The sequence below is a fragment of the Pseudomonas sp. NPDC007930 genome (assembly GCF_042958985.1).
Taxonomy (GTDB): domain Bacteria; phylum Pseudomonadota; class Gammaproteobacteria; order Pseudomonadales; family Pseudomonadaceae; genus Aquipseudomonas.
Genome location: NZ_JBIBKC010000003.1, coordinates 604,556 through 626,682, shown reverse-complemented (window position 1 = coordinate 626,682; position 22,127 = coordinate 604,556). Strand labels below are relative to the sequence as shown.

24 protein-coding genes are annotated in these 22,127 nt (G+C 67.8%); 17 read left to right on the top strand and 7 right to left on the bottom strand.

Annotated features, from left to right (window positions below):
* Positions 1–46: 46 nt before the first annotated feature.
* Positions 47–1,405: an 8-oxoguanine deaminase gene (locus ACFZCE_RS10385; RefSeq protein WP_390938613.1), complete on the top strand. Its 1,359-nt coding sequence runs from the start codon at positions 47–49 to the stop codon at positions 1,403–1,405.
* Here ACFZCE_RS10385 and ACFZCE_RS10380 read toward each other — a convergent pair.
* The gene (locus tag ACFZCE_RS10380) at positions 1,402–2,493 is read right to left on the bottom strand and encodes a calcium:proton antiporter (protein WP_390938611.1); all 1,092 of its coding nucleotides are present in this window, start codon (positions 2,491–2,493) and stop codon (positions 1,402–1,404) included. The two genes, ACFZCE_RS10385 and ACFZCE_RS10380, sit on opposite strands and share 4 nt — an antisense overlap.
* Positions 2,494–2,613: 120 nt before the next feature.
* On the opposite strand from ACFZCE_RS10380, the gene ACFZCE_RS10375 reads away from it, so the two are divergent.
* The gene (locus tag ACFZCE_RS10375) at positions 2,614–3,564 is read left to right on the top strand and encodes an adenosine deaminase (RefSeq protein WP_390938609.1); all 951 of its coding nucleotides are present in this window, start codon (positions 2,614–2,616) and stop codon (positions 3,562–3,564) included.
* On the opposite strand, the gene ACFZCE_RS10370 is transcribed toward ACFZCE_RS10375, so the two are convergent.
* Positions 3,557–4,258, bottom strand: a complete 702-nt coding sequence (locus tag ACFZCE_RS10370) for an ArsR/SmtB family transcription factor (protein ID WP_390938607.1) — start codon at positions 4,256–4,258, stop codon at positions 3,557–3,559. The genes ACFZCE_RS10375 and ACFZCE_RS10370 overlap by 8 nt on opposite strands.
* A 364-nt stretch (positions 4,259–4,622) precedes the next feature.
* Between ACFZCE_RS10370 and ACFZCE_RS10365 the strand changes: the two genes are divergently transcribed.
* Positions 4,623–4,790 (top strand): hypothetical protein, encoded by a 168-nt coding sequence (locus ACFZCE_RS10365; RefSeq protein WP_390938605.1) that lies wholly within the window; start codon positions 4,623–4,625, stop codon positions 4,788–4,790.
* A 24-nt stretch (positions 4,791–4,814) separates the two neighbouring features.
* Here the strand turns inward: ACFZCE_RS10365 and ACFZCE_RS10360 are convergent, their stop codons facing one another.
* Both ACFZCE_RS10360 and ACFZCE_RS10355 read right to left on the bottom strand, forming a co-directional pair.
* The gene (locus ACFZCE_RS10360; protein WP_390938603.1) at positions 4,815–5,999 is read right to left on the bottom strand and encodes a Bcr/CflA family efflux MFS transporter; all 1,185 of its coding nucleotides are present in this window, start codon (positions 5,997–5,999) and stop codon (positions 4,815–4,817) included.
* Positions 6,000–6,081: 82 nt separating this feature from the next.
* Positions 6,082–6,282, bottom strand: coding sequence for a cation transporter (locus ACFZCE_RS10355; protein ID WP_390938601.1), 201 nt, complete (start codon positions 6,280–6,282; stop codon positions 6,082–6,084).
* Positions 6,283–6,405: 123 nt separating this feature from the next.
* Between ACFZCE_RS10355 and ACFZCE_RS10350 the strand changes: the two genes are divergently transcribed.
* From ACFZCE_RS10350 to cueR, 3 genes are all read left to right on the top strand, one after another.
* Positions 6,406–6,792: a hypothetical protein gene (locus ACFZCE_RS10350; protein ID WP_390938599.1), complete on the top strand. Its 387-nt coding sequence runs from the start codon at positions 6,406–6,408 to the stop codon at positions 6,790–6,792.
* Between the two features lie 78 nt (positions 6,793–6,870).
* Positions 6,871–9,060 carry a heavy metal translocating P-type ATPase gene (locus ACFZCE_RS10345; protein WP_390938597.1) on the top strand — a complete coding sequence of 730 codons (2,190 nt, stop codon included), beginning with the start codon at positions 6,871–6,873 and terminating at the stop codon, positions 9,058–9,060.
* Positions 9,057–9,458 carry a Cu(I)-responsive transcriptional regulator gene (gene cueR, locus ACFZCE_RS10340; protein ID WP_390938595.1) on the top strand — a complete coding sequence of 134 codons (402 nt, stop codon included), beginning with the start codon at positions 9,057–9,059 and terminating at the stop codon, positions 9,456–9,458. Before ACFZCE_RS10345 ends, cueR begins: the two co-directional genes overlap by 4 nt.
* Positions 9,459–9,472: 14 nt before the next feature.
* On the opposite strand, the gene ACFZCE_RS10335 is transcribed toward cueR, so the two are convergent.
* Complete coding sequence (locus ACFZCE_RS10335; protein WP_390938593.1) at positions 9,473–10,360, bottom strand: PA4780 family RIO1-like protein kinase; 888 nt, start codon at positions 10,358–10,360, stop codon at positions 9,473–9,475.
* 135 nt (positions 10,361–10,495) lie between these two features.
* Positions 10,496–11,326, bottom strand: coding sequence for a helix-turn-helix domain-containing protein (locus tag ACFZCE_RS10330; RefSeq protein ID WP_390938591.1), 831 nt, complete (start codon positions 11,324–11,326; stop codon positions 10,496–10,498).
* 86 nt (positions 11,327–11,412) lie between these two features.
* Here ACFZCE_RS10330 and ACFZCE_RS10325 point away from each other — a divergent pair, with 86 nt between their 5' ends.
* From ACFZCE_RS10325 to ACFZCE_RS10280, 10 genes are all read left to right on the top strand, one after another.
* Entirely contained in the window at positions 11,413–12,423 is a 1,011-nt protein-coding gene (locus tag ACFZCE_RS10325; protein WP_390938589.1) for a bile acid:sodium symporter, read from the top strand.
* A gap of 67 nt (positions 12,424–12,490) precedes the next feature.
* Entirely contained in the window at positions 12,491–13,846 is a 1,356-nt protein-coding gene (locus ACFZCE_RS10320) for a 3-oxoacyl-ACP reductase (protein ID WP_390938587.1), read from the top strand.
* Between the two features lie 2 nt (positions 13,847–13,848).
* Positions 13,849–14,706 (top strand): MaoC/PaaZ C-terminal domain-containing protein, encoded by an 858-nt coding sequence (locus tag ACFZCE_RS10315; RefSeq protein WP_390938585.1) that lies wholly within the window; start codon positions 13,849–13,851, stop codon positions 14,704–14,706.
* 53 nt (positions 14,707–14,759) lie between these two features.
* On the top strand, positions 14,760–15,620 hold the full coding sequence (locus ACFZCE_RS10310) for an AraC family ligand binding domain-containing protein (RefSeq protein ID WP_390938583.1): 861 nt from the start codon (positions 14,760–14,762) through the stop codon (positions 15,618–15,620).
* Positions 15,621–15,647: 27 nt separating this feature from the next.
* Positions 15,648–16,235, top strand: a complete 588-nt coding sequence (locus ACFZCE_RS10305; protein WP_390938581.1) for a LysE family transporter — start codon at positions 15,648–15,650, stop codon at positions 16,233–16,235.
* A gap of 55 nt (positions 16,236–16,290) precedes the next feature.
* Positions 16,291–16,596, top strand: a complete 306-nt coding sequence (locus ACFZCE_RS10300; RefSeq protein WP_390938579.1) for a MazG-like family protein — start codon at positions 16,291–16,293, stop codon at positions 16,594–16,596.
* Entirely contained in the window at positions 16,593–17,357 is a 765-nt protein-coding gene (locus ACFZCE_RS10295; protein ID WP_390938577.1) for a methyltransferase domain-containing protein, read from the top strand. Before ACFZCE_RS10300 ends, ACFZCE_RS10295 begins: the two co-directional genes overlap by 4 nt.
* A 4-nt stretch (positions 17,358–17,361) precedes the next feature.
* Entirely contained in the window at positions 17,362–17,955 is a 594-nt protein-coding gene (locus tag ACFZCE_RS10290; protein WP_390938575.1) for a DUF4136 domain-containing protein, read from the top strand.
* 19 nt (positions 17,956–17,974) lie between these two features.
* Positions 17,975–18,538, top strand: coding sequence for a DUF4136 domain-containing protein (locus ACFZCE_RS10285; protein ID WP_390938573.1), 564 nt, complete (start codon positions 17,975–17,977; stop codon positions 18,536–18,538).
* 395 nt (positions 18,539–18,933) lie between these two features.
* Positions 18,934–19,404 (top strand): prepilin peptidase, encoded by a 471-nt coding sequence (locus ACFZCE_RS10280; RefSeq protein WP_390938571.1) that lies wholly within the window; start codon positions 18,934–18,936, stop codon positions 19,402–19,404.
* Between the two features lie 9 nt (positions 19,405–19,413).
* On the opposite strand, the gene pbpC is transcribed toward ACFZCE_RS10280, so the two are convergent.
* Complete coding sequence (pbpC, locus tag ACFZCE_RS10275; RefSeq protein ID WP_390938569.1) at positions 19,414–21,738, bottom strand: peptidoglycan glycosyltransferase PbpC; 2,325 nt, start codon at positions 21,736–21,738, stop codon at positions 19,414–19,416.
* Positions 21,739–21,827: 89 nt separating this feature from the next.
* Here pbpC and ACFZCE_RS10270 point away from each other — a divergent pair, with 89 nt between their 5' ends.
* Positions 21,828–22,121 carry a hypothetical protein gene (locus ACFZCE_RS10270; RefSeq protein WP_390938567.1) on the top strand — a complete coding sequence of 98 codons (294 nt, stop codon included), beginning with the start codon at positions 21,828–21,830 and terminating at the stop codon, positions 22,119–22,121.
* The last annotated feature ends 6 nt before the right edge of the window (positions 22,122–22,127 follow it).

Below are 22,127 nucleotides of genomic sequence, written 5' to 3'. Positions count from 1 at the left end.
TCACTGAGCTGGCTTACCTTCAATACCCTTGAAAGGAGCCGGCTCCATGCCTGCCATTCGTACCTGGCTGAAACGCCCTCTCGCCTGCTTCACCGCCAACGCCCTCGACGCCCGAGGCGGCCTGGTGATCCACGGCAACCGCATCGAAGAACTCCTCGCCCCTGGGCAACGCCCAGCCCAGCCGTGCGACCAGGTGTTCGATGCCCGCGAGCATGTGTTGCTACCCGGGCTGATCAACACCCACCACCACTTCTACCAAACCCTCACCCGCGCCTGGGCGCCGGTGATCAACCAGCCGTTGTTCCCTTGGTTGCAACAGCTTTACCCGGTGTGGGCACGGCTCACACCCCAGCAATTGCACCTGGCCTGCCAAGTGGCCTTGGCCGAGTTGCTGCGTTCAGGCTGCACCACCGCGGCAGACCACCACTACCTGTTTCCCACCGGGCTGGAAGAGGCCATCGACGTGCAGGTCGACGCCGTGCGCGGCCTGGGCCTGCGCGCCATGCTCAGCCGCGGCAGCATGAGCTTGGGCGAGGCCGACGGCGGGCTGCCGCCGCAACACACCGTGCAAAGCGCCGAAGCCATCCTGCGCGACAGCGAACGGCTGGTGGGGCGTTACCACGAGCGCGGCGCCGGCGCCCAGGTACAAATCGCCCTGGCGCCGTGTTCGCCGTTTTCGGTCACTCGCGAGATCATGCAGGCCAGCGCCGAGATGGCCGAGCGCCTTGACCTGCGTCTGCACACCCACCTGGCGGAAACCCTCGATGAAGAAGCCTTTTGCCTGCAGCGCTTTGGCCTGCGCACCGTGGATTACCTCGCCAGCGTGGGCTGGCTGGGCCCGCGCACCTGGCTGGCCCATGGTATCCACTTCAACCCTGATGAAATTGCCCGCCTCGGCGCTGCGGGCACCGGCATTTGCCATTGCCCCAGCTCGAACATGCGCCTGGCCTCGGGCATCTGCCCCACTCAAGACCTTGAGGCTGCCGGCGCCCCGGTGGGGCTAGGCGTCGATGGCTCGGCCTCCAACGATGCGTCGAACCTGATCCTCGAAACCCGCCAAGCCCTGTACCTGCAACGCCTGCGCTATGGCGCGGCGGCGATCACCCCGGAACGCGCGCTGGGCTGGGCCACCCGTGGCTCGGCGCGCTTGCTGGGGCGCGATGACATCGGCCAGCTCGCCCCCGGGCTGCAAGCAGACCTGGCGCTGTTCAAGCTCGACGACCTGCGCTACTCCGGCAGCCACGACCCAATCGGCGCGCTGCTGTTGTGTGGCGCCGATCGCGCCGACCGGGTGATGGTTGGCGGCCAATGGCGGCTGGTCGACGGCGAGATTCCCGGGCTGGACCTCGCCGGCCTGATCGCCGACCACCGCCAGGCGGCCAGCGCGCTGATGCGGGCGGGTTAAAGCCCGAGCAGCGACAACATGATGAACGTGGCAAACAGCACGAAGTGAGTCATGCCTTCGATCGCATTGGTTTCGCCATCGTTGAGGTTGATCGCGCACACCAGCAGGGTGATGAAGGTCATCACCGTTTGCACCGGGGTCATGGCCATCTGGAACGGCTGGCCGGTGAACAGCGCCATGGCCTCCATCACCGGCACGGTGAGGATCACCGTAGACAGCGACGCGCCCAGGGCGATATTGACCACCGACTGCATGCGGTTGGCCAAAGCCGCGCGCAAGGCGGTGAGAATCTCCGGCGCCGCCGAGATACCCGCCACCAGGATCGCCGCCAGCACCGGCGGCGCGCCGCTGCCTTCAAGGCCCAGGTCCATGGCCTTGGCCATCACCTCGGCCAGGGCGCCGATCACCACCACGCCAAACACCAGCACGCCCACTGCCAACCCCAGGCTGGCCGCCGGCTCGTGGCTTTCAGTGCCCTGGCCATGGCGTTTTTTTTCCGGGTAGCTGTAGCTGAAGAAGTAACTGTGGGGCCCGGCCTGCATGCGCAGGAACACGCTGTACAGCACCAGCATCGCACCGATGGTAAAGCCTGAGTAGAGCTTCCAGTTGCCCTCGGGAATGAACTCCGGCACCACCATCGAAACCCCCATGGCGGTGAGGATCATCACGCTGTAAGTGCGTGCGGAATCATCGTTGTAGGGTTGCTCGCCATGCTTGAGCCCGCCCATCAGCGCCGCCAACCCAAGAATGCCGTTGATGTCTAGCATCACCGCTGAGTAGATGGTGTCGCGCACCAGGGTGGGTGATGGCTCGTTGCTCATCATGATCGCCAGGATCACCACTTCCACCAGCACCGCGGCGAGGGTGAGGATCATCGTGCCGTACGGGTCGCCGACTTTTTCTGCCAGCACCTCGGCATGGTGCGCCACCCGCAGCGACGCACACACGATCGCCGCGATCAGCAGGCCGGCCGCCACCAGCGCCGGGCCCTGGCCATGGCTGAGCATGGCGTGCTCCAGCGGGTAGGCCAGCACGGCGGCGAGCACCGCGACCAGCATGAGTTTTTCCTGGAGAACGAACCTGAACATGGGTTTCCTTACGAGGGGAGGCGCTGAATTGTTGCTAAAGATTATCGCAACACCGTGATGGTTCCTCTGCACCGCCTTACAATACACAGCGTGTTTGTATGCCCTGATGAGAGATACCCCATGTACGAATGGCTCAACGCCCTGCCCAAAGCCGAGTTGCACATGCACCTGGAAGGCTCGCTGGAGCCCGAGTTGCTGTTCAGCCTCGCCGAACGCAACCGCATCGCCCTGCCTTGGGCCGATGTCGAAACCCTGCGCGGCGCCTATGCCTTCAACAACCTGCAGGAATTTCTCGACCTGTACTACCAGGGCGCCGATGTGCTGCGCACCGAGCAGGACTTCTACGACCTGACCTGGGCCTACCTGCAACGTTGCAAGGCGCAGAACGTGGTCCATACCGAGCCGTTCTTCGACCCGCAAACCCACACCGACCGCGGCATCCCCTTCGAGGTGGTGATCGCCGGCATCGGCCAGGCCCTCAAGGACGGCAAGGCCCAACTGGGGGTGAGCAGCGGGCTGATCCTGAGTTTCCTGCGCCACCTCAGTGAAGAAGCCGCCGAGAAAACCCTCGACCAGGCCCTGCCCTGGCGGGATGCCTTTGTGGCGGTTGGGCTGGACAGCTCGGAAAAGGGCCATCCGCCGAGCAAGTTCCGCCGGGTGTTCGACCGCGCCCGCGCCGAAGGCTTCCTGACCGTGGCCCATGCCGGCGAAGAAGGCCCGCCCGAGTACATCTGGGAAGCCCTCGACCTGCTGAAGATCGAGCGGATCGACCACGGTGTGCGCGCCATCGAAGACGAACGGCTGATGCAGCGCATCATCGATGAGCAGATCCCGCTCACGGTGTGCCCACTGTCGAACATCAAGCTGTGCGTGTTCGACCACATGAGCGGGCACAACATCCTTGAGATGCTCGAGCGTGGGGTGAAGGTGACGGTCAACTCCGACGACCCCGCCTACTTTGGCGGCTACGTGACGGAAAACTTCCACGCCCTGCATACCCACCTGGGCATGACCGAGGCCCAGGCGCAACGCCTGGCGCAAAACAGCCTCGACGCGCGGCTGGTCAAGTAACCGGCGGGCCGCCCAGCGCGGCCAGGGCCTGCGCGCCCTGGGCGGTAACGCGCAGGGCGCGGGACCCAGCCAGCGGCTGCAGCCACTGGCGTTGCAGGGCCAGGCGCAACAGCCCGGTGCCGAGCGCACCGCCAATGTGCGGGCCGCTTTCGCACCAGTCGCAGCACGGCGTGACCTGCAAGCGGCTGCGCTGGGCCAAGGCCTGAACGTAAATGCCCAAGCGCTCCAGGCCGGCGACCCCCGCCGGGGTGAGCAGGGCCGCGTTGCCGTCGCCCTGCACCCAACCGGCGGCCAGCAATTGCCGATACAACTGCGCTGCGACCACGCCCCCCAGGTGGTCGCCACACCGCCGTGCCTGGCGCATCGCGGCGGTGCCGGGGGCCTCGGGCCGGGTGCCGCGCTCAGCCCGTGGGCCGCTGAGCGCACTGGCACTGGCCAGGGCTTCGACCGCGACGCCCACTTCCGGGGCGGCAAGGCGAAAGAACCGCTTGCGCCCCCGCGCTTCGCGCGTGAGCAGCCCGGCGGCGCTCAGCCGCGCCAGGTGCGCGCCGGCCGAGGTGGCCGACACCCCGGCCAGGCTGGCCAGTTCATCGGCACCGCGGCTGGCACCGTCGATAAGCGCCCACAACAGGGCGCTGCGCTTGGGGTCGGCGATCAGTGCAGCGACGTGGCTGATGGCGGCGGCGTATTCCATGTTCATTCCCTGTGTGGCACTGGCGGCAGGTACCGGACGGCCCGGTTGCAACGGCCGAATTATAAGCAGCCACGGGCCCGGCAAAACCCTCTAGGGAAACGCTGCGCCTCCCACCGGGAGGGGTTTTCGGCTAAGGCCCCAGCGTGCTTTTTAGCCCTGGCACCGTAAACAAGGGTGCAAAACGGTTCCATAAGGCAATGGCCTACAGCGCGTGTCGATTTATCCCTGCCCACGCGGGGAAATTTCCTAAGGGATGGCGCGCCATGATGCCCCTGACCGCTGATCAGGCATTTGCACATTTAATGACACACACGTGAAGGAGCTTCTAGACTCAGTCGCGGTGACCGCCAGAGGAGAACGAACGATGAACATACAGATCGTTGAAACACAGGGCCAGCGCTGGCAGGTACGCCTCGGGCAACATGCTGTAACCTTCCGCAGCGAGCAAGAAGCCAAGGGCTTTGTGCTCACCCTGCAGAAACGCCTGCGCGCGCCACATGAGTGGCCCCCGGTTGAGCGCCTGGCCAGCTAGGCTGGCGCTCGCAGTACCCCCTTCCTACGCCTGGGCGAGGCGCTTGGCCCGGGCCTGGGTGAACAGGCATACCCCACCCGCCCCTGCCGCGCACACGGCAATCACCACCCCCATCGGCACCGCAGTGCCATTGGCCAATGCCCCCACCAGCCAAGACGTAAACGACGCAATGCTGAACTGCAGGCAACCGAGCAGGGCCGACGCGCTGCCCGCGCGGTGGCCCTGGCCGTTCATCGCACAGGCCGAGGCGTTGGGGATGATGCAGCCGAGGCTGGCGATGTACACGAACAGCGGCAGCAACAGCGGCCACAGCGGCGCCGGGTGCAACAGGGTGACCAACAGCAGCAGCAACCCCGCCACGCCATGCACCAGGATCGCCCGGGACAGAATCCGCGCCGGGCCGAAGCGCGGCAGCAGCCGTGCATTGACCTGCGCGACCAGCACGAACCCCGCCGCGTTGGTGCCGAACACCCAGCCAAAGTGCTCCGGCGGCACGCCGTACAAGGTAATGATCACGAAGGCAGAGCCGGCGATATAAGCGAACATCCCGGCCATGGCCACGCCGGCGGTCATCGCGTTGCCGACGAACTGGCCATCACTGGCCAGCGACAGGTAGCGCCGCAATGCCCCCGACAGCGGCTGCCGCGGCCGGCTGGCGGGCATGCTTTCAGGCAACCACAGCGCCACCGCCAGCAGGCACAGCCCACTGAACAGCGTGAGGCAGAAGAAAATCCAGCGCCAGCCGGTGGTGTTGACCAGAAAGCCGCCCAGAATCGGCGCCAGGATCGGCGCCAGCCCCATCACCAGCATCAATTGCGAGAAGGCTTTGGCCGCGCCAACCGTGTCGCACTTGTCGGTGACGATCGCCCGCGCCAGCACCATCCCGGCACAACCGCCCAGCGCCTGCACGAAACGCGCGCCAATCAACCAGGGCAGGCTGGGCGCCAGGCCGCAGGCCAGTGACGCCAAGGTGAACAACACGATGCCCACCAGCAACGGGACGCGCCGGCCGAAGCGGTCGGCCACTGGGCCGTAGATCAACTGGCCGAGCGACAACCCCAGGAAGTACGCCGACAAGGTGGTTTGCACATGGGCTTCGTCGGTGCCGAAGGCCTGCGCCATGGAGGGGAAGCCGGGCAGGTAGAAGTCAATGGCCAACGGGCCAAACGCGCTGAGCGCGCCAAGAATCAGCAACGAGGTCAGGTTCATGGTGCGTCCACAAGCGATAAAGCCGAGCAGTTTACCTGCCCGGCCAGGTGATTGCTTGTGGTGCGCCGTTATACCGCGCCGCTCAGAAAACCTCGCTGGCCGAGAAGCCTTCCTGCTGGATCAGCGCCAGCAACGTCGTGGTATCAAGGCTGCTGGCAACGCTGACTTTGCCTTGTGGCACGTCTACCGTTACCTGGGCCTGGGCGTCGTGGGCCTGGATCGCTTCGGTGACCGCGCGGGCACAATGGCCGCAGGTCATGCCCTTCACGTCAAAATGCTGCATGGGTTGCCTCCACCTTTGGAAAAGGAGCACAGTCTCGACCTTGCCACCGGGGCAAGGTCAAGATTCTCATTCGTTGGCCGATAGCCCCGTCACGGCTTTGCTTTACGCTCAAGGAGTACCGCCATGCGCTGGTCATCGTTGTTTTTCCTGCTGGGCCTGATGCCCTGGGCGCCGTCGGCCATGGCCGAGGGCCCGTCGGACTATACCGTGTTGATCATCTCCCGCGAACGCCTGGAGGTAGGCACCCCCTGCGAGATCGGCCTGTACATGCAAGACCAACTCGTGGGCCGGCTGTTCCAGGAACAGTCGATGTCGTTCAACCTGCCGCCAGGGCCGGTGTCCATCCGCCTGCGCACGCTGCCCGGCGCCGCGCCGGGTTGCCAGCAGGGCATGGGCGCGCCGAACCCGACCAACATCACCCTGCGCCCTGGGCAAATCCAGAAGTACCGGATCGCCAATGGGCTCAATGGCCTGTTCCTCAAGCCAGCCGAGCTGAACTACCCCGACTGAGCCGTGAGGCGTCGGGGGGCTTGACCTTACCCATGGGGGAAGGTTGAAGCTAAGGGCCTGCCCTGCAAGGAGGCCCCCATGGCCAACACCCAACACCTCGACCTCGCCATCGAAGGCATGACCTGCGCCAATTGCGCCGGGCGCATCGAACGTGCCCTGCGCAAGGCCGACGGCGTGCGCGATGTGCGGGTGAACTACGCCAACGAGCGCGCCCGTATCGAACTGGCCCGGCCGTTGCCCGTGGCCGAGCTGATCGCCTTGATCAGCCGCGCCGGCTACGGCGCCCACGTGCCGCGCGACGTTAAAGCCGAGCAGGCCCAGGCCCGCCGCCAGCAGCACCGCGAAGGCCTGGCCGCGGCCCTGGCGCTGGCCTTGGCGGCGCCGCTGGTGCTGCCGATGCTGGCCCAGGCCCTGGGCTTCGCGCTGATGCTCCCCGCCTGGCTGCAACTGCTGCTGGCCACACCGGTGCAGTTCGTACTCGGCGCGCGCTTTTACCGCGGCGCCTGGGCCGCGTTGCGCGCCGGCAGCGGCAACATGGATGTGCTGGTGGCGCTGGGCACCAGCGCCGGCTTCGGCCTGAGCCTGTACCTGTGGCTGGCCCACGCGGCCGAGCAACCGCCGCACCTGTATTTTGAAGCCAGCGCCGCGGTGATTGCCTTGGTGCTGCTGGGTAAATACCTCGAAGGCCGCGCCAAACGGCAAACCGCCGGGGCCATCCAGGCACTGCGGGCGCTGCGCCCGGAGCACGCGTTGCGCCGGCAGGGCACGGAGGAGCAATGGGTACCCCTGGCGGCCCTGGCGCCGGGCGATGTGATCGTGGTGCGCCCCGGCGAGCGAGTGGCCGCCGACGGCGAGGTGATCGAGGGCCGCAGCGAGGTCGACGAAGCCCTGATCACCGGCGAAAGCCTGCCGGTGGCCAAGGCCGAGGGTGGGCAGGTAAAAGCCGGCTCGATCAACGGCACTGGGCGCTTGCAGGTGAAAGTCACCGCGCTGGGCGCGCAGAGCTTGCTCGAGCGCATCATCGAGTTGGTCGAGCAGGCCCAGGCCGGCAAGGCCCCGATCGAAAAACGCGTGGACCAGATCAGCCAGGTGTTCGTGCCGGTGATCGTTGCCGTGGCGCTGCTCACCGGCCTGGGCTGGTGGTGGGCCGGCGCCGGGGCGGCGGCCTGGGTGCACGCGGTCAGCGTGCTGGTGATCGCCTGCCCCTGCGCGCTGGGCCTGGCGACGCCGGCGGCGATCATCGCCGGCACCGGCGCAGCGGCGCGCCAGGGCATACTGGTGCGCGGCGCCGAAGTGCTGGAGCGCGGCGCGCGCATTACCGATGTGGTGTTCGATAAAACCGGCACGCTCACCCTGGGCATGCCACGCCTGGTGGGCCTGCAAGCGCAGCAGCCGGGCCACGCGCTTGCGCTCGCCGCAGGGTTGCAGCAAGGCAGCGAGCACCCTCTGGCCAAGGCGGTGCTGGCGGCGGCCGAGGCCCAGGGCATCACGCCGTTGCCCGCCAGCGCGATCCGCGCCGTACCTGGCGAAGGGGTGTACGGCCAACTGGCTGGCGAGCCGTTCGAGTTGGGCAACCGCGCCCTGCTCGCCCGCCATCAGCTCGACAACCCACCCTGGCAGGCCGAGGCCAGCGCCTGGGAGGCCGAAGGCCGGAGTGTGTCGTGGTTGCTCGCGGCCGGCTCGCGGCCCCGGGTGCTGGCGCTGATGGCCTTCGGCGATGAACCGCGCCCCGGCGCCCAGGCGGCGGTGGCGGCACTGCAGCAGCGCGGCATCCGTTGCCATTTGCTCAGCGGAGACAACCACGGCGCCGCCAACGCGCTGGCCCAGGCCGTGGGCATCGCGCGGGTGCATGCCCAGGTGCAGCCGGCCGGCAAGGCCGAGGTGGTGGCCGGGCTGCGCGCCCACGGCCGGGTGGCGATGGTCGGCGACGGCATCAACGACGCCCCGGCACTGGCCGCGGCAGACATCGGCATCGCCATGGGCAGCGGCACCGACGTGGCCCTGCAAGCAGCGGCCATTACCCTGCTGCGCAATGACCCACGCGCAGTCGCCCAGGCGCTGGAGTTGTGCCAGCGCACCTACGGCAAAGTGCGGCAAAACCTGTTCTGGGCGTTCATCTACAATGTGCTGGGCATTCCGCTGGCCGCCCTCGGCTGGCTTGACCCGGTGTTTGCCGGCGCGGCGATGGCGCTGTCGAGCCTGAGCGTGGTCGGCAATGCACTCTGGCTTGGGCGCTGGCAGCCCAGCGTACAAGGACCCACCCCATGAATATCGGCCAGGCCGCCCGCCACAGTGGGCTCAGCGCGAAGATGATCCGCCACTACGAGAGCACCGGCCTGCTGGCCCCGGCCAAGCGCACCGGCAGTGGCTACCGGGTGTACGGCAACGATGACCTGCACACCTTGGGCTTTATCAAGCGCGCCCGCGACCTGGGGTTTTCACTCGAAGAAATCGCCCGCCTGTTGGCGCTATGGCGTGACCGCGGCCGCGCCAGCGCGGACGTCAAGGCGCTCGCCCATCAACACATCGACGCGCTCAACGCGCGCATCGCCGAACTGGCGAGCCTGCGCGACACCCTGCAGGACCTGGCTGACCATTGCCAGGGCGACCAGCGGCCGGATTGCCCGATACTCGACCAGTTGCAGGCAGGGTGCTGCGCCTCTTGAGTGGTTAAACGGCCCTACTGCTGCATCCACGGCGGGATCGGCTCACCCTTGGGCTCGTCGTCAGCGTTGAGCAGCGCCTGGCGGCGGGCTTCCTCGCGCTTGGCGGCCTCGATCTCGCGCATCACCGCGCCGATGTCCGCGCTGTGCTCATCTTCGGCGAATTCACCGCTGAGCACGCTTTCCGGGGTCAGCGTGCCGGCCTTGTACAGCGCCCACATTTCTGGCGCGTAACGGGTTTTCAGCAGCTCTGGGGCGAACTGGCCGAAGTAACTGGCCATGTTCGCCACGTCGCGCTCGAGCATCGAGAAGGCATGGTTGTTCGCCGCAGCGTCTACCGCCTGGGGCAGGTCAATGATCACCGGGCCGTCGGGGCCCAGCAGCACGTTGAACTCCGAGAGGTCACCGTGCACCAGCCCGGCGCACAGCATGCGCACGATCTGCGCAATCAGGAAGGCGTGGTATTCCCGTGCCTGCTCCGGTTCGAGGTTTACGTCATTGAGCCGTGGCGCGGCGTCGCCATCGGCGTCGGCGATCATTTCCATCAGCAGCACGCCGGCTTCGAAGTCATAGGGTTTGGGCACCCGCACGCCGGCATCGGCCAGGCGGAACAAGGCCGCGACCTCCGCGCTCTGCCAGGCATCCTCGGCCTCGCGGCGGCCGTACTTGCTGCCCTTGGCCATGGCCCGGGCCTGGCGGCTGTTGCGGGTTTTACGGCCTTCCTGGTACTCGCTGGCCTGGCGAAAGCTGCGCTTGTTGGCTTCCTTGTACACCTTGGCGCAGCGCAGTTGGCCGCCACAGCGCACCACATACACCGCGGCTTCCTTGCCACTCATCAAAGGCCGAAGCACTTCATCGACCAGGCCGTCCTCGATCAACGGCTCTATGCGTTTTGGCGTTTTCATCGCTGGTTTTCTTCGATCCTTGGGTCACCGGATTGGGCGAATACACGTACAACAGCACGCTTGGCTGCTGGATGAATGATGCAAAGCTTCCGCCAATGTCACCGGCAGCATAGCTGGCCACCGCGAGGTTGGCCGTTATGGCACCGCCGCGAAGGCATGAACGGCTTGCGCCGCGGGCGCCTGGAACAGCTCGCCCGGGGTGTGCCCGAACAGCCCCTTGAAGGCAGCGATGTAGGCCGACGTGGATTCATAGCCACACTCCAGCGCGGCTTCGGTCACGCTGGCGCCGCGCTCCAGCGCACCGAGCGACGACAACAAGCGCATGCGCTGGCGCCAACTGCGAAAGCCCAGGCCGGTTTCCCGCTGGAACTGGCGCATCAGGGTTTTTTCCGAGCGCCCCAGGCGCGCGGCCCACTCGCTCAGCGAGGCCTGCGCCGCCGGTTGTTCGATCAGCGCTTCACACATCGCCAGAACCCGCGGATGTTGCGGCATTGGCAGGGAAAACGCTACCTCGGGCAGTGCCGCCAGTTGATCCAGTAACACATTCACCAAGCGCGCCTCGGCGCTGTCGCCCTCCGGGTAGGCCGCGGGGAAGGTGCAAAACTGCTTGATCAGCTCGCGCGCCAGCGGCGTCACCTCCAGCACCCGGCAGCGCGCCAGCGCCCACGGTGCCGCGGCGTCGGCCACGTACAGGCTGCGCATCTCGGCCTGCATCGAGGTGGTCACGGTGTGGTCCAGGCCCGCCGGTATCCACACCCCCCACTGCGGCGGCGCGAAATAACTGCCTTGCTCGGTATGCACCCCGAGTACGCCACTGATCGCGTAGGAAAACTGCACCCAGCCATGGCGATGGGCGGGCGTCCACGAGCCGGCGCGCAGCTGTTCGGCACGCGCGTACAGCGGCCGGGGGAGCTGATCCAGCGCGGGAATGGCGCGCGGTTGACCGTTTTGTCCGTTCAGCGGCATCGATTGGCCTTGTATCGCGAGACGGCTGCGGGTAGCCAAGGTATGGTTAACCCACATGATTGGTTACGAATTGTACAGGGTCCCTCATGCAACTGCTTAAGCAACTCAAGCGCCTGGTCACCGACTGGTTTCTCTGCGGCATGGTGCTGGCCACGGTGCTGGCGTACTTCTTCCCGCACTTCGGCGCCCACGGTGGCGCCATGCACGCCGAGACCGTGGTCAACGTCGGTGTGTTCGTGGTGTTCTTCCTGCACGGCATCAACCTCTCCAGCGAGCAGATCCGCCACGGCATGAAGAACTGGAAGCTGCACGCCATGGTGCAAGGCTTCACCTTCGTGGTGTTCCCGCTGATCTGGCTGGTGGCCAACAAGCTGTTCGGGCAGTTCATCTCGCCGGCCCTGATGCTCGGCTTTTTCTACCTGTGCGCCCTGCCGTCGACGATTTCCTCGTCGGTGGCGCTGACCGGCAGCGCCTTTGGCAACGTACCGGCGGCGATCCTCAATGCCAGTTTGTCTAGCGTGTTGGGGATTTTCATCACCCCATGGCTGTGCAGCCTGGTGGTTGGCTCCGGCCAGGGCGGTATCGACCTGGGCTCTACCCTGCTCGACCTGTGCAGCATGTTGCTGCTGCCGCTGGTGCTCGGCCAGTTGCTGCGGCCATTGCTGGGCAAATGGTTCGCCCGCTACAAGCGCTACACCAGCATCATCGACAAGGTGGTGATCCTCATGCTGGTGTACGCCGCGTTCTGCGATTCGATGGTCTCGGGCCTTTGGCAGCAACAGGGTGACAGCGTGCTGTTCACCGCGGTGGGCGGCGTGGCGCTGCTGTTGGCGGTGATCCTGTTCCTCACCACCCGCACCGGCCGGGCGCTGGGCTTCAACCATGCTGATCACGTCGCCGCGGTGTTCTGCGCGACGAAAAAATCCCTGGCGGCCGGCGCGCCGATGGCGGCGTTGATCTTCCAGGGCAACCCGGCGCTGGGGCTGATCCTGCTGCCGATCATGATCTACCACCCGCTGCAGTTGATCGTCTGCTCGGTGATGGCCGAAGGCTATTCGCACCGTTTCAAAAGCCAGCAGGCAGTACCGGCGCACTAGGCCGATAGAACGCTTCGCCGCGGGCACCGGTCCATACCACTGGATGCCTTACGCGGCGGAGCGTGCCATGAACGACCCCTACCTGAAATTTGTCAGTTCCGAACTGGGCCAAAAGCTCACCCGCGCGGTGGGCCTGCCGCAACCGGCGCGGCTGGAGCGCTGGCAGCCTGGGCAGGCAGTGGCCGTGCAGGGCCCGTTATTGCTCGGCGGCGGCCCATTGGCGGGCCGGGTGGGCAGCTTTGCCAGCGGGCTGGCCAGCCAGGTGTATGCCTGGCAGGGCCCTGGGCTGGCGGCGGCTGCCTGGCAGCCCGGCGCGGGCGATGCGCCCAAGGCGGTGGTGTTCGACGCTTCGGCGCTCAGCCAGACCACGCAGCTGCGCCAACTGTATGAATGCTTCCAGCCGTTGATGCGCCTGCTGGCGCCCTGTGCTCGGCTGGTAATCCTCGGTAGGCCGCCGCACACCCTGGAGAGCATCGAAGCCCAGGTGGCGCAACGGGCATTGGAAGGCTTTACCCGCTCCCTGGCCCGCGAACTGCGCGCTGGCGCGACTGCGCAGCTGTTCTATGTGCCGGAGGAAGCCGAAGCGCAGCTCGAGCCGCTGCTGCGGTTTTTCCTGTCGCCGAAAAGCGCCTACATCAATGGCCAGGTGCTCACACTCCACGCCAGCAGCGGTGAGCCCGTGGCCGACTGGCAGCGGCCATTGGCCGGGCGCCACGCGCTGGTCACCGGCGCCGCCCGCGGGATTGGCGCGGCGATCGCCGAAACCCTGGCCCGCGATGGCGCCCACGTGACCCTCATCGACACTCCAGCGGCCGCCACCGAGATGCACGGCTTGGCGCAGCGCCTCGGCGGCGCCGCCCTGGCGCTCGACATCACCGCCGCCGACGCCCCGCAACGGTTGATCGACGCCTTCCCGCAAGGGTTGGACATCCTCGTGCACAACGCCGGCATCACCCGCGACAAAACCGTCGCCAACATGGCCCCCGAGCTGTGGGACCCAGTCATCGCGGTCAACCTCGACGCCCCACGGTTGCTGACCGAAGCGCTGTTCGCCGCCGGCACCCTGCGGGAAGACGCCCGCGTGGTGCTGCTGGGTTCGGTCAGCGCAATCGGCGGCAACCGCGGCCAGGCCAACTATGCTGCCAGCAAGGCCGGGCTGCTGGGCCTGGCCCAGGCGTTGGCGCCGGTACTGGTCGAGCGCGGCATCGGCATTGCGGCGGTGGCACCGGGCTTTATCGAAACGAAAATGACCGAACTGATGCCCTTCGCCTTGCGCGAAGCCGGCCGGCGCATGAACGTGCTCGGCCAAGGCGGCCTGCCGCAGGATGTGGCCGAAGCCGTGGCATGGCTGGCGCAGCCAGCCGGGGGCGCACTCAGCGGCCAGGTGCTGCGGGTGTGCGGGCAAAGTTACCTGGGGGCCTGAACATGACCCAATGGCAAACGCTGAACGCACCGCCGGCGATGGCCGGCCTGTACGCCCGCGCGGCCTTGCGCACGCGGGTGGGCCCACAGCCGCAGGAACTGCCCGCCACCGGCCTGCGCTGCGTGCTGGCCATCGACCCGCTGCGCTTGGGCGCCTTCCGTAAAGTGTGCGGCTACGACAACGACGGCCTACTGCCGCCCACTTACCCCCACGTGCTTGCCTTCGGCCTGCAACTGGCGCTGTTAACAGACCCGCACTTCCCCTTCCCATTGCTCGGGCTGGTGCAGTTGGCCGAGCGCATTCGCCTGCTGCGCCCGTTGGGCGGCGTCGACCGGGTGAGCGCCAGTGTGCATGTGCAAAACCTGCACCCGCATGCCGATGGCGCGGTGTTTACCCTGGTCACCCGGCTGGACGACGCCCTCGGCCCACTGTGGGAAGCAGAAGCCGACCTGCTCTGCCGCAAGGCCCACGTAGACGGCCAATGGGCGCCGCCGCCGGCCACCACCGAGTTGCCCGCCGACGAAGTGACCCACTGGCTGGCCGATAAAGACGTCGGCCGCCAATACGCCAAGGTGGCCGGCGACTACAACCCCATCCACTTGAGCCTGCCCAGCGCGCGGCTGTTCGGCTTCAGCCAGGCCATCGCCCCCGGCATGTGGAGCCTGGCGCGCAGCTTGGCGGCGTTGCGCGGGCATCTGCCCAGCGCCGGGGTACAGCTGCGCGCGCAGTTTCTCAAGCCGGTGCAATTGCCCAGCGAGGTGGTGCTCAACGCCAGCGTGCCAGCCGAGCGGGGGCATTTTTCGTTGACCGGGCGCGACGCCTCGCTGCACTTGGCCGGCGAGTGGGCGCCGCTCGGATGAGCGGCGCACGAATCTTCTAGACAGCCCGCCGCGGCCCTTGGCTTACTGCCAGCATGAGCACAGCCAACTGGATCGACCTGGCCCGCGACGCCGACAGCGGCGTCGAGACTTTGCGCGCCCACTTCAAGGGCCACGCCTACGACCCACACTGGCACGATGCCTTTCTGGTAGGCATCACCGAGCAAGGCGTGCAGCGCTTCAACTGCCGCCGCACCCGCTACGACAGCACCCCGGGGCAAATCTTCCTGCTCGAACCGGGCGAGATCCACGACGGCGATGCCCCTCACGCCGATGGCTTTACCTACCAAACCCTCTACCTGGAGCCGGCCTGGCTGCAGCAAGGGCTGGCCGGGCTGTTCGAGCAGGCCCCGGCCGGCTGCCTGCCGAGCTTCGCCCACACCCAGCAGGCAGACCCAGCCCTGGCCCGGGCCATCGCCTTTGCGTTTTCGGCGCTGCATAAGCGTGAGCTGCGGATCGTCCGGCAGATGGCCCTCGACGGCCTGCTCGACGGCCTGACCCGCCACTTGCACTGGCGCCAGCGCACCGAGCAGGACCCACGCCTGCCCCAGGCCGCCCTGCGCGCGCGGGAGTTCATCCACGCCCACGCTGAGCAAGACATCGGCCTGGATGACCTGGCCCGCGCCTGCGGGGTCGACCGCTACCGCCTGACCCGCGCCTTCAAGGCCAGCTTCGGCCTGCCGCCCCACGCCTACCTGGTGCAACTGCGCCTGGCCCGCGCGCGGCGCCTGCTGGGCCAGGGCGCGCCGGCCGCGCAAGTGGCCATGGCCCTGGGCTTTGCCGACCAAAGCCACCTCGGCCGCTGGTTCGCCCGCGCCTATGGGCTCAGCCCCGGGCAGTACCAGCGCCAGCTGCACAAACCTTCAAGCCTCGGCAAAGGCAACCGCGCAGGCTAGCGAGGTCATTACCTTGCGAGGCCTGCCATGCTGTCGTTCATTCTGTTTGCCACGGTGGCGTCGATCACCCCCGGCCCCACTAACCTGCTGGTGCTGAGCCACAGCGCCCGCCACGGCTGGCGCGCGGCGCTGCCGATCATCCTCGGCGGTTGCCTGGGCGCCGCCGGTATCGTGCTGGCCACCGGCACCGGCCTTGGGCAAACCCTGCTCGGCCTGCCCCTGCTGCAAAACGCCATGGCCGCGCTGGGCCTGGGCTGGCTCACTTGGCTGGCGTGGAAGCTGTTCAGCGCCCCACCACAGGCGCTCAACGCTGAAGCCACCGCGCGCCTGGGCTTTTGGGGCGCGCTGGCGCTGCAGGTGGTCAACCCGAAAACCTGGATGATGGCCCTGGCCACCGTCAGCGTGTTCGCCGCCCACCACCCATCGCCGGCGCTGCGGGTGGCGCAGTTGGCGCTGGTGTTCTTCGTGGTGTCGCTGCCGTGCCTGGGCTGCTGGGCGGCGCTGGGGGCCGGCTCGGCGCGCTGGCTGGGTTCAGCGCGGGCGGTGCAGCGGATGAACCAGCTACTGGCGATTCTGTTACTTATTTCATCCTGGGCCGCGGTACTGCGCACTTGATTCAACCGCGCCGGGCGCCGAAGCTATGCCGGTATCCTTCTCTGCCGGCCTTCAAATGAACCTCCAAGCCCTCACCGCGCGGCTGCACCGCATCCGTGACAACAACCACTGGCAACGCTTTCACAGCCCGAAAAACCTCGCCATGGCCGCCAGTGTCGAAATGGCCGAGCTGGTCGAGATCTTCCAGTGGCTCAGCGAGGATCAGTCGCGCGCCCTGCCCCCTGAGCAACTGGCCCACGCAGGCCAGGAAATCGGCGACGTGGTGCTGTACTTGCTGCTGCTGTGCAGCGAACTGGGGCTCGACATGAACGAGGTGGTGCAAGCCAAGCTGGCCCACAGCGAAGGGCGCTTCGCCCAATGAGCGACCGGCACTTCGATGAACTGGCGGTGCGCTTCGCCGAAAAAATCTACGGCGGCGCCAAGGGCGCCATTCGCCTCGCCGTGTTGCAGCAAGACCTCAGCGAAGCCCTGCCGGCCCGGCCGCTGAAGGTGCTGGATGTGGGCGCCGGCCTCGGCCATATGGCGTTGTGGCTGGCCAGCCAGGGCCACCAGGTGACCCTCGCCGAGCCGGCCGCGCCGATGCTCGAGGGCGCCCGCCAACGCTTTGCCGAGGCCGGCCAGCCGGCCACGTTCATCCAGGCGCCCTGGCAAGGGCTGGCCGCGCTCCAGGCCGGCGCCTATGACCTGGTGCTGTGCCACGCCGTGCTCGAGTGGCTCGCCGAGCCGTTCGCCATCCTGCCGTTGCTGCACCGCCTCTGCGCGGCCGAGGGCTGGCTGTCGCTGGCCTTCTACAACCGCGACGCGCTGGTGTACCGCAACCTGCTCAAGGGGCACTTTCGCAAGTTGCGGCGCAACACCCTGGCCGGCGAAAAACAAAGCCTCACCCCGCAGCAGCCGGTGTGCCCGCGCGCGCTGGAGGCGCAACTTGCCCCGGCCTGGGTGGTCGAACAGCGTAGCGGGGTGCGGGTGTTCCACGATTACATGCCCAGCGAATTCCAGGCCAAGGCGCCCCTCGAGGCGCTGCTCGAAATGGAACTGGCCCACCGCCGCCACCCCGCCTTCAGCGGGCTGGGGCGCTACCTGCACTGGATCTGCCGGCCCACCCAGGCCGGCCAGGAGTAAGCCCATGCGCCGTATTGCCCTTTGCCTGTTGTGCCTGGGCCTGGCGGCTTGCCAGAGCCCCAACCCGTACACGGCCAGCTCCCTGCCCATCCCTCCGGCACCGGCCCAGGCCGCGCTGGCGGTAGATACCAGCGCCTACCCCGCCGCGCCGCGAGACTACGGCCGTTACCGTAACTGGGCCTGGCTGAACGACCGCCTGCCCGCTGGCGGCCCGCTGGCGGATGCCGCACAAATCGCCGAAGTGGTCAGCAACGGGCTCGACCAACGCGGCCTGCGCCCAGCGCGGGCCGGCACCCAGGCAGACCTGCGCGTGGCCACCGACTTGCGCGTGGAGCGCCGCCTGCAACAGGTGCAAGACCCGTACTATGGGGACCCTTACTACGGCGGCCCCTACCGCGGTTACTACAACAGCCCGCCGCCGGTGCGCACCTATGAAATCCAAGTGGTGGTGGTCACCCTGCACCTGTTCGACGGTGCCACCGGCCAGGAAATCTGGAATACCCGCGCCGAGACTGCCAACCAAGGCAGCGAAAGCCAGCGCGTCGATGCCCTGCGCGCCGCCGTCGATAAAGCCCTGAGCACCTACCCACCGAGTTGAGCGTATCTGGAGAACCACCATGCGCCGCCTGATCACTGCCCTTTGCCTAGCCGCCCTGCTGGCCGGCTGCCAAAGCCCCAGCGCCACCCAGGACTACGACGCCAGCCGCGACTTTGCCGGTTACCGCAGCTGGAGCTGGCAAACCCCGGCCCTGCAATACCGCCCCGATGACCCACGGATCAAAAGCGACCTGACCGAACAGCGCATCCGCCAGGCGGTGGCCGAGCAGCTCGACCAACGCGGCCTGCGCGCCGCCGCGCCGGGGGCCAATGGCGACCTGAAAGTGCAGGCGTACCTGATCGTCGACAACCGCCAGCAGCAAGTGACCACCAACTATGGCAACCCATGGGGCCCGTGGGGCTACTGGGGCGGCCCGATGGGCGGCGCTGGCTGGGGTGAAACCCGCACCCTCAACTACCAGGTCGCCACCCTGCAACTCGACCTGCTCGACAGCCGCGACGGCAAGCTGGTGTGGCGCGGCAGCACCGAACAGGTGGTGGCCGACAACCCCACCCCGGCGCAACGCACCCAAGTGATCCAGAAGGGTGTGGCGCGCATTCTGGCCAATTATCCGCCGAGGTAAGGCCTGCTGGCCCTGCGCATAAGCTGCCGGGCCTATCGCCCGGCATAGCCGGAGTGCCGGACCACGGCCTCCCACGGGTCTGTGTTGCTTCCAAAATCAATGGCTTACACAAATTTGGTGGGAGGCCGGCTGTGCCGGGCGATAGGCCAGTCAGATCATGCGCTCGGTAAAACCCCAGGGAGAGATCGGGGCTTTGTACCTAAGATTTGGCGCTCTGATTGCTTAAGTGAACAGCATGACAGCACAGCCGGGCGAAGGGCCCTCCCCTGCAACACACGAACACGTCCGCCCTTGACGCCCGGGCAAAACCGTACTGAGCTTTTCAGGCAGAACCTCTGCCAGGAATACCCGGTTCGCCGGGGGATGTTGGGGTTTGGAAAGGACGGTTCCTCCCGATGCAAAGTCTCGTACTGTTGATCTGGTTCACCCTCTGCGCCGAGCAAGACATGCGCCTGCGCTATGTTGCCGACAGCCTCACCCTCGGCGGCGGCCTGTGCGCCTTGCTCTACCTGTTCACCACTGGCCATACCTGGCTGGGCGCCGCGCCCGACGAAGGCGCCTGGGCGCTGGCCCTGAGCATGCTGCTCACCCTGCCGATGCACCTGGCCGGGCGGCTGGCGGCCGCCGACGTGAAGCTACTCGGCACCCTGGCCCTGGCCACCGACCGCATGCACCTGCTGGCCACCGTGTGTGGCGCGCTGCTGCTGGTGCTGGCCTGGCTGATGATGGGTGACCGGGTGTGGGCGCGCCTGAACCGCAAGCTGAAGCTACGCCTGGCGGCGCTGGCGTCCAGCCACGGCATCGCGCCACCGCTGGGGCCGTTCTTGCTGGCCGGTTTTTTGTGCGCGCTGATGTGGGTGCACTGAGCTTGGCGGCTAGGGCTCGAGCACGTCGAATTCAGCCCGCGCGGTTTGCCCGGCGGCGTCCAGCGCACTGACCTGATAGCGGCCCGCCTGGCTCAGGTTCAGCGCGACCGGCCGGCTGCCGTCGCCACTGGCCAAGGGCGCGCCGTCGAGAAACCACCACACCGGGCCACTGGCGCCCAGTGCCGTCAGTTCCAGATGCAGTGGCGTTTGGCTGGCTGCCGGGCGGCGCAAGTGGTCGCCGTCGCGCACCCCGACGATCGCCAGCCCGCCCCGCTCGGCTTGGGCCGGCGGGCAGGTGGGGTCTACCGGGCCCAGGCGCGCGGCGCGGCGCTCGCTGGGCCGCAGCCACGGTTCCAACGCCGCTGGCCACAACGCCACCTGGCGCAGTTGCCCACCTGGGCAACCCGGCGCCACCCGCAGGCCTTGTTCATTCACCCACACCGGCTCCAGCAAGCCCACGCCCGCGGGTTGGTCGGCCGCCAGCAGGGTCGGCGGCGTGGTGCCCTGCAGGGTCCAGGCCCAGCGCAAGCGCCGGCAGTTAGGGTCGCCCGCTGGCAGCGGTTGGCCCAACGGCCAGCAGATCGCCGCCACCCCCACCCCCGGTGGCATCGGCTCGATCGGCGGCAGCCCGGTGCGCGGGCCGTCGCGCTGCATCAGCAGGTCGTGCACCTGGAACAACAACGGCGCCGCGGTGGCCAGGCCGAACTGCCCGGGCACCGGCGTACCGTCGGGGCGGCCCACCCACACCCCGACCAGGTAGCGCGGGCCCACGCCGATCGCCCAGGCATCGCGAAAACCGTAGCTGGTGCCGGTCTTGAACATCAGCCCCGGGCGCGGCGCCAGTTCGGCGGCCTGGTCGGGCCGCGCCTGGCCACTGAGCACCCGGCGCACGACCCACGCCGCGCCGGCGCTCATCATCGGCCGCTCGCGCAGGCCATCTTGCGGCTCGAAGCGCAAGGCGGCGCTGCGCCCACCGCGGGCGAAGGCACTGTAGGCCGCCACCAGGTCATCGAGGCGGCTGCCGGCGCCGCCGAGAATCAACGCCAGGTTAGGCGGCGTGGCGCTGGGCAGTTCGAGGTTGAGCCCGGCACCGCGCAACTGGCCATCGAAACGTTTGGGCCCCAGCGCCTCGAGCAACTGCACCGCCGGCAGGTTCAACGACTGCGCCAACGCCGTGCCGGCCGCCACCGGGCCACTGAAGCCGGCGTCGAAGTTACCCGGGCGGTAGTCGCCATAGCGGCGCGGCACGTCTTGCAACAACGATTGCGAGTGGATCAGCCCAGCATCCATCGCCATGCCGTACAGGAACGGCTTGAGGGTCGAGCCGGGCGAGCGCAGCGCGTGCACCATGTCGACGTGGCCAAAGCGCTGGTCATCGGCCAGGTCGACCGAGCCCACATAGCCGCGCACTGCCATGCTGCGCGCGTCGACGACCAGGATGGCCGCCGAGGTGCGCGGCGGCAGGCGCGCCCGCCAGCCCAGCGCCAGGGCTTCGAGGCGCCGCTGCAGCGCGGCGTCGACCAGGGTGTGGATCACCGCCGGGCTACCCGGGCGGTTCAACCGCCGCGCCAGCAGGGGCGCCAGCGCGGGCTCTTGGCGCGGCGCCAGCCATACCGGTTCCTGCAGGGTTTCGGCCACCTGTGCCGCGGGCCAAACGCCGTACTCACCCAGGCGCCGCAGCACCTTGTCGCGGGCCGCCTGGGCCCGTTCCGGGTGGCGGTCCGGGCGCAGGTGGCTGGGCGCCTGCGGCAACACCGCGAGCAACGCCGCCTCGGCGCGGGTGAGCGCGCTCGGCGGCTTGCCCAGGTACGCCCAACTGGCCGCCGCCACGCCCTGCAAGGTGCCGCCGAACGGCGCGCGGTTCAGGTACAGGGTGAGGATTTGCGCCTTCGACAAGTGCCACTCCAACTGCGCGGTGCGCCACAGTTGCTTGAGCTTGCCGGCGAAGGTGCGGCCGTGGGGGTCGAGCAGGCGCGCCACCTGCATCGACAAGGTGCTACCGCCGGAGACGATCTGCCCGCCGCTGAGGTTCTGCCAGGCGGCCCGGCCCAACGCCAGCGGGTTCACCCCCGGGTGGCGGTAGAACCAGCGGTCTTCGTAGGTCAGCAGCGCCTGCAGGTACAGCGGCGACACCTGTTCCGGGCTGACCGGGTAACGCCACACCCCGTCGGCGTCGGCGAAGCGCCACAGCGGCGTGCCGTCTTCGGCCAGCACCACGCGGGCGGCGTCGTCCTCTGGTAGCGGCAGGGGGAATAGGTAGTCGGCCAACCACACCACCGCCAGCAGCGAGGCCAGCACCAGCAGCACACGGCGCGGCCATGTCAGGCGCGCCATCGTTTAACGCCCCACAGGGAACTCGCCACCACGCGCAGTGGCCCAATGTGCACTCGCGGCAACGCCGATTCGCTGATCAGGAAGGCAACATGCATGTAGAAGGCTTTTTCGAATGGCTCGGCCAGGCCCTGGGCTCGATCATCCGGGTGATCGTCGATGCCCTGACCTGGATTTTCAGCACGCTGGCCCACGCCGGCGGCAACTTCGTCGAAGGCCTGGCCCGCACCCTGGGCATGGACACCTCGCTGATCAGCATCATCGCGCTGATCGTCGGCCTGTGCCTGCTGTATGCCGCGGTGCGGGCGTTCATGCGCGCCTCGATCATCGCCGGGATCATCTGGGCGATCCTCGGCTTGTGGTTGCTCAGCTGGATCATCCACTGAGCCCCA

What these genes read in the sequence shown, in the direction of transcription:
- ACFZCE_RS10385 (WP_390938613.1), top strand. Translation starts at nt 47, where the DNA reads ATGCCTGCCATTCGTACCTGGCTGAAACGCCCTCTCGCCTGCTTCACC.
- ACFZCE_RS10380 (WP_390938611.1), bottom strand. Translation starts at nt 2,493, where the DNA reads ATGTTCAGGTTCGTTCTCCAGGAAAAACTCATGCTGGTCGCGGTGCTC.
- ACFZCE_RS10375 (WP_390938609.1), top strand. Translation starts at nt 2,614, where the DNA reads ATGTACGAATGGCTCAACGCCCTGCCCAAAGCCGAGTTGCACATGCAC.
- ACFZCE_RS10370 (WP_390938607.1), bottom strand. Translation starts at nt 4,258, where the DNA reads ATGGAATACGCCGCCGCCATCAGCCACGTCGCTGCACTGATCGCCGAC.
- ACFZCE_RS10365 (WP_390938605.1), top strand. Translation starts at nt 4,623, where the DNA reads ATGAACATACAGATCGTTGAAACACAGGGCCAGCGCTGGCAGGTACGC.
- ACFZCE_RS10360 (WP_390938603.1), bottom strand. Translation starts at nt 5,999, where the DNA reads ATGAACCTGACCTCGTTGCTGATTCTTGGCGCGCTCAGCGCGTTTGGC.
- ACFZCE_RS10355 (WP_390938601.1), bottom strand. Translation starts at nt 6,282, where the DNA reads ATGCAGCATTTTGACGTGAAGGGCATGACCTGCGGCCATTGTGCCCGC.
- ACFZCE_RS10350 (WP_390938599.1), top strand. Translation starts at nt 6,406, where the DNA reads ATGCGCTGGTCATCGTTGTTTTTCCTGCTGGGCCTGATGCCCTGGGCG.
- ACFZCE_RS10345 (WP_390938597.1), top strand. Translation starts at nt 6,871, where the DNA reads ATGGCCAACACCCAACACCTCGACCTCGCCATCGAAGGCATGACCTGC.
- cueR (WP_390938595.1), top strand. Translation starts at nt 9,057, where the DNA reads ATGAATATCGGCCAGGCCGCCCGCCACAGTGGGCTCAGCGCGAAGATG.
- ACFZCE_RS10335 (WP_390938593.1), bottom strand. Translation starts at nt 10,360, where the DNA reads ATGAAAACGCCAAAACGCATAGAGCCGTTGATCGAGGACGGCCTGGTC.
- ACFZCE_RS10330 (WP_390938591.1), bottom strand. Translation starts at nt 11,326, where the DNA reads ATGCCGCTGAACGGACAAAACGGTCAACCGCGCGCCATTCCCGCGCTG.
- ACFZCE_RS10325 (WP_390938589.1), top strand. Translation starts at nt 11,413, where the DNA reads ATGCAACTGCTTAAGCAACTCAAGCGCCTGGTCACCGACTGGTTTCTC.
- ACFZCE_RS10320 (WP_390938587.1), top strand. Translation starts at nt 12,491, where the DNA reads ATGAACGACCCCTACCTGAAATTTGTCAGTTCCGAACTGGGCCAAAAG.
- ACFZCE_RS10315 (WP_390938585.1), top strand. Translation starts at nt 13,849, where the DNA reads ATGACCCAATGGCAAACGCTGAACGCACCGCCGGCGATGGCCGGCCTG.
- ACFZCE_RS10310 (WP_390938583.1), top strand. Translation starts at nt 14,760, where the DNA reads ATGAGCACAGCCAACTGGATCGACCTGGCCCGCGACGCCGACAGCGGC.
- ACFZCE_RS10305 (WP_390938581.1), top strand. Translation starts at nt 15,648, where the DNA reads ATGCTGTCGTTCATTCTGTTTGCCACGGTGGCGTCGATCACCCCCGGC.
- ACFZCE_RS10300 (WP_390938579.1), top strand. Translation starts at nt 16,291, where the DNA reads ATGAACCTCCAAGCCCTCACCGCGCGGCTGCACCGCATCCGTGACAAC.
- ACFZCE_RS10295 (WP_390938577.1), top strand. Translation starts at nt 16,593, where the DNA reads ATGAGCGACCGGCACTTCGATGAACTGGCGGTGCGCTTCGCCGAAAAA.
- ACFZCE_RS10290 (WP_390938575.1), top strand. Translation starts at nt 17,362, where the DNA reads ATGCGCCGTATTGCCCTTTGCCTGTTGTGCCTGGGCCTGGCGGCTTGC.
- ACFZCE_RS10285 (WP_390938573.1), top strand. Translation starts at nt 17,975, where the DNA reads ATGCGCCGCCTGATCACTGCCCTTTGCCTAGCCGCCCTGCTGGCCGGC.
- ACFZCE_RS10280 (WP_390938571.1), top strand. Translation starts at nt 18,934, where the DNA reads ATGCAAAGTCTCGTACTGTTGATCTGGTTCACCCTCTGCGCCGAGCAA.
- pbpC (WP_390938569.1), bottom strand. Translation starts at nt 21,738, where the DNA reads ATGGCGCGCCTGACATGGCCGCGCCGTGTGCTGCTGGTGCTGGCCTCG.
- ACFZCE_RS10270 (WP_390938567.1), top strand. Translation starts at nt 21,828, where the DNA reads ATGCATGTAGAAGGCTTTTTCGAATGGCTCGGCCAGGCCCTGGGCTCG.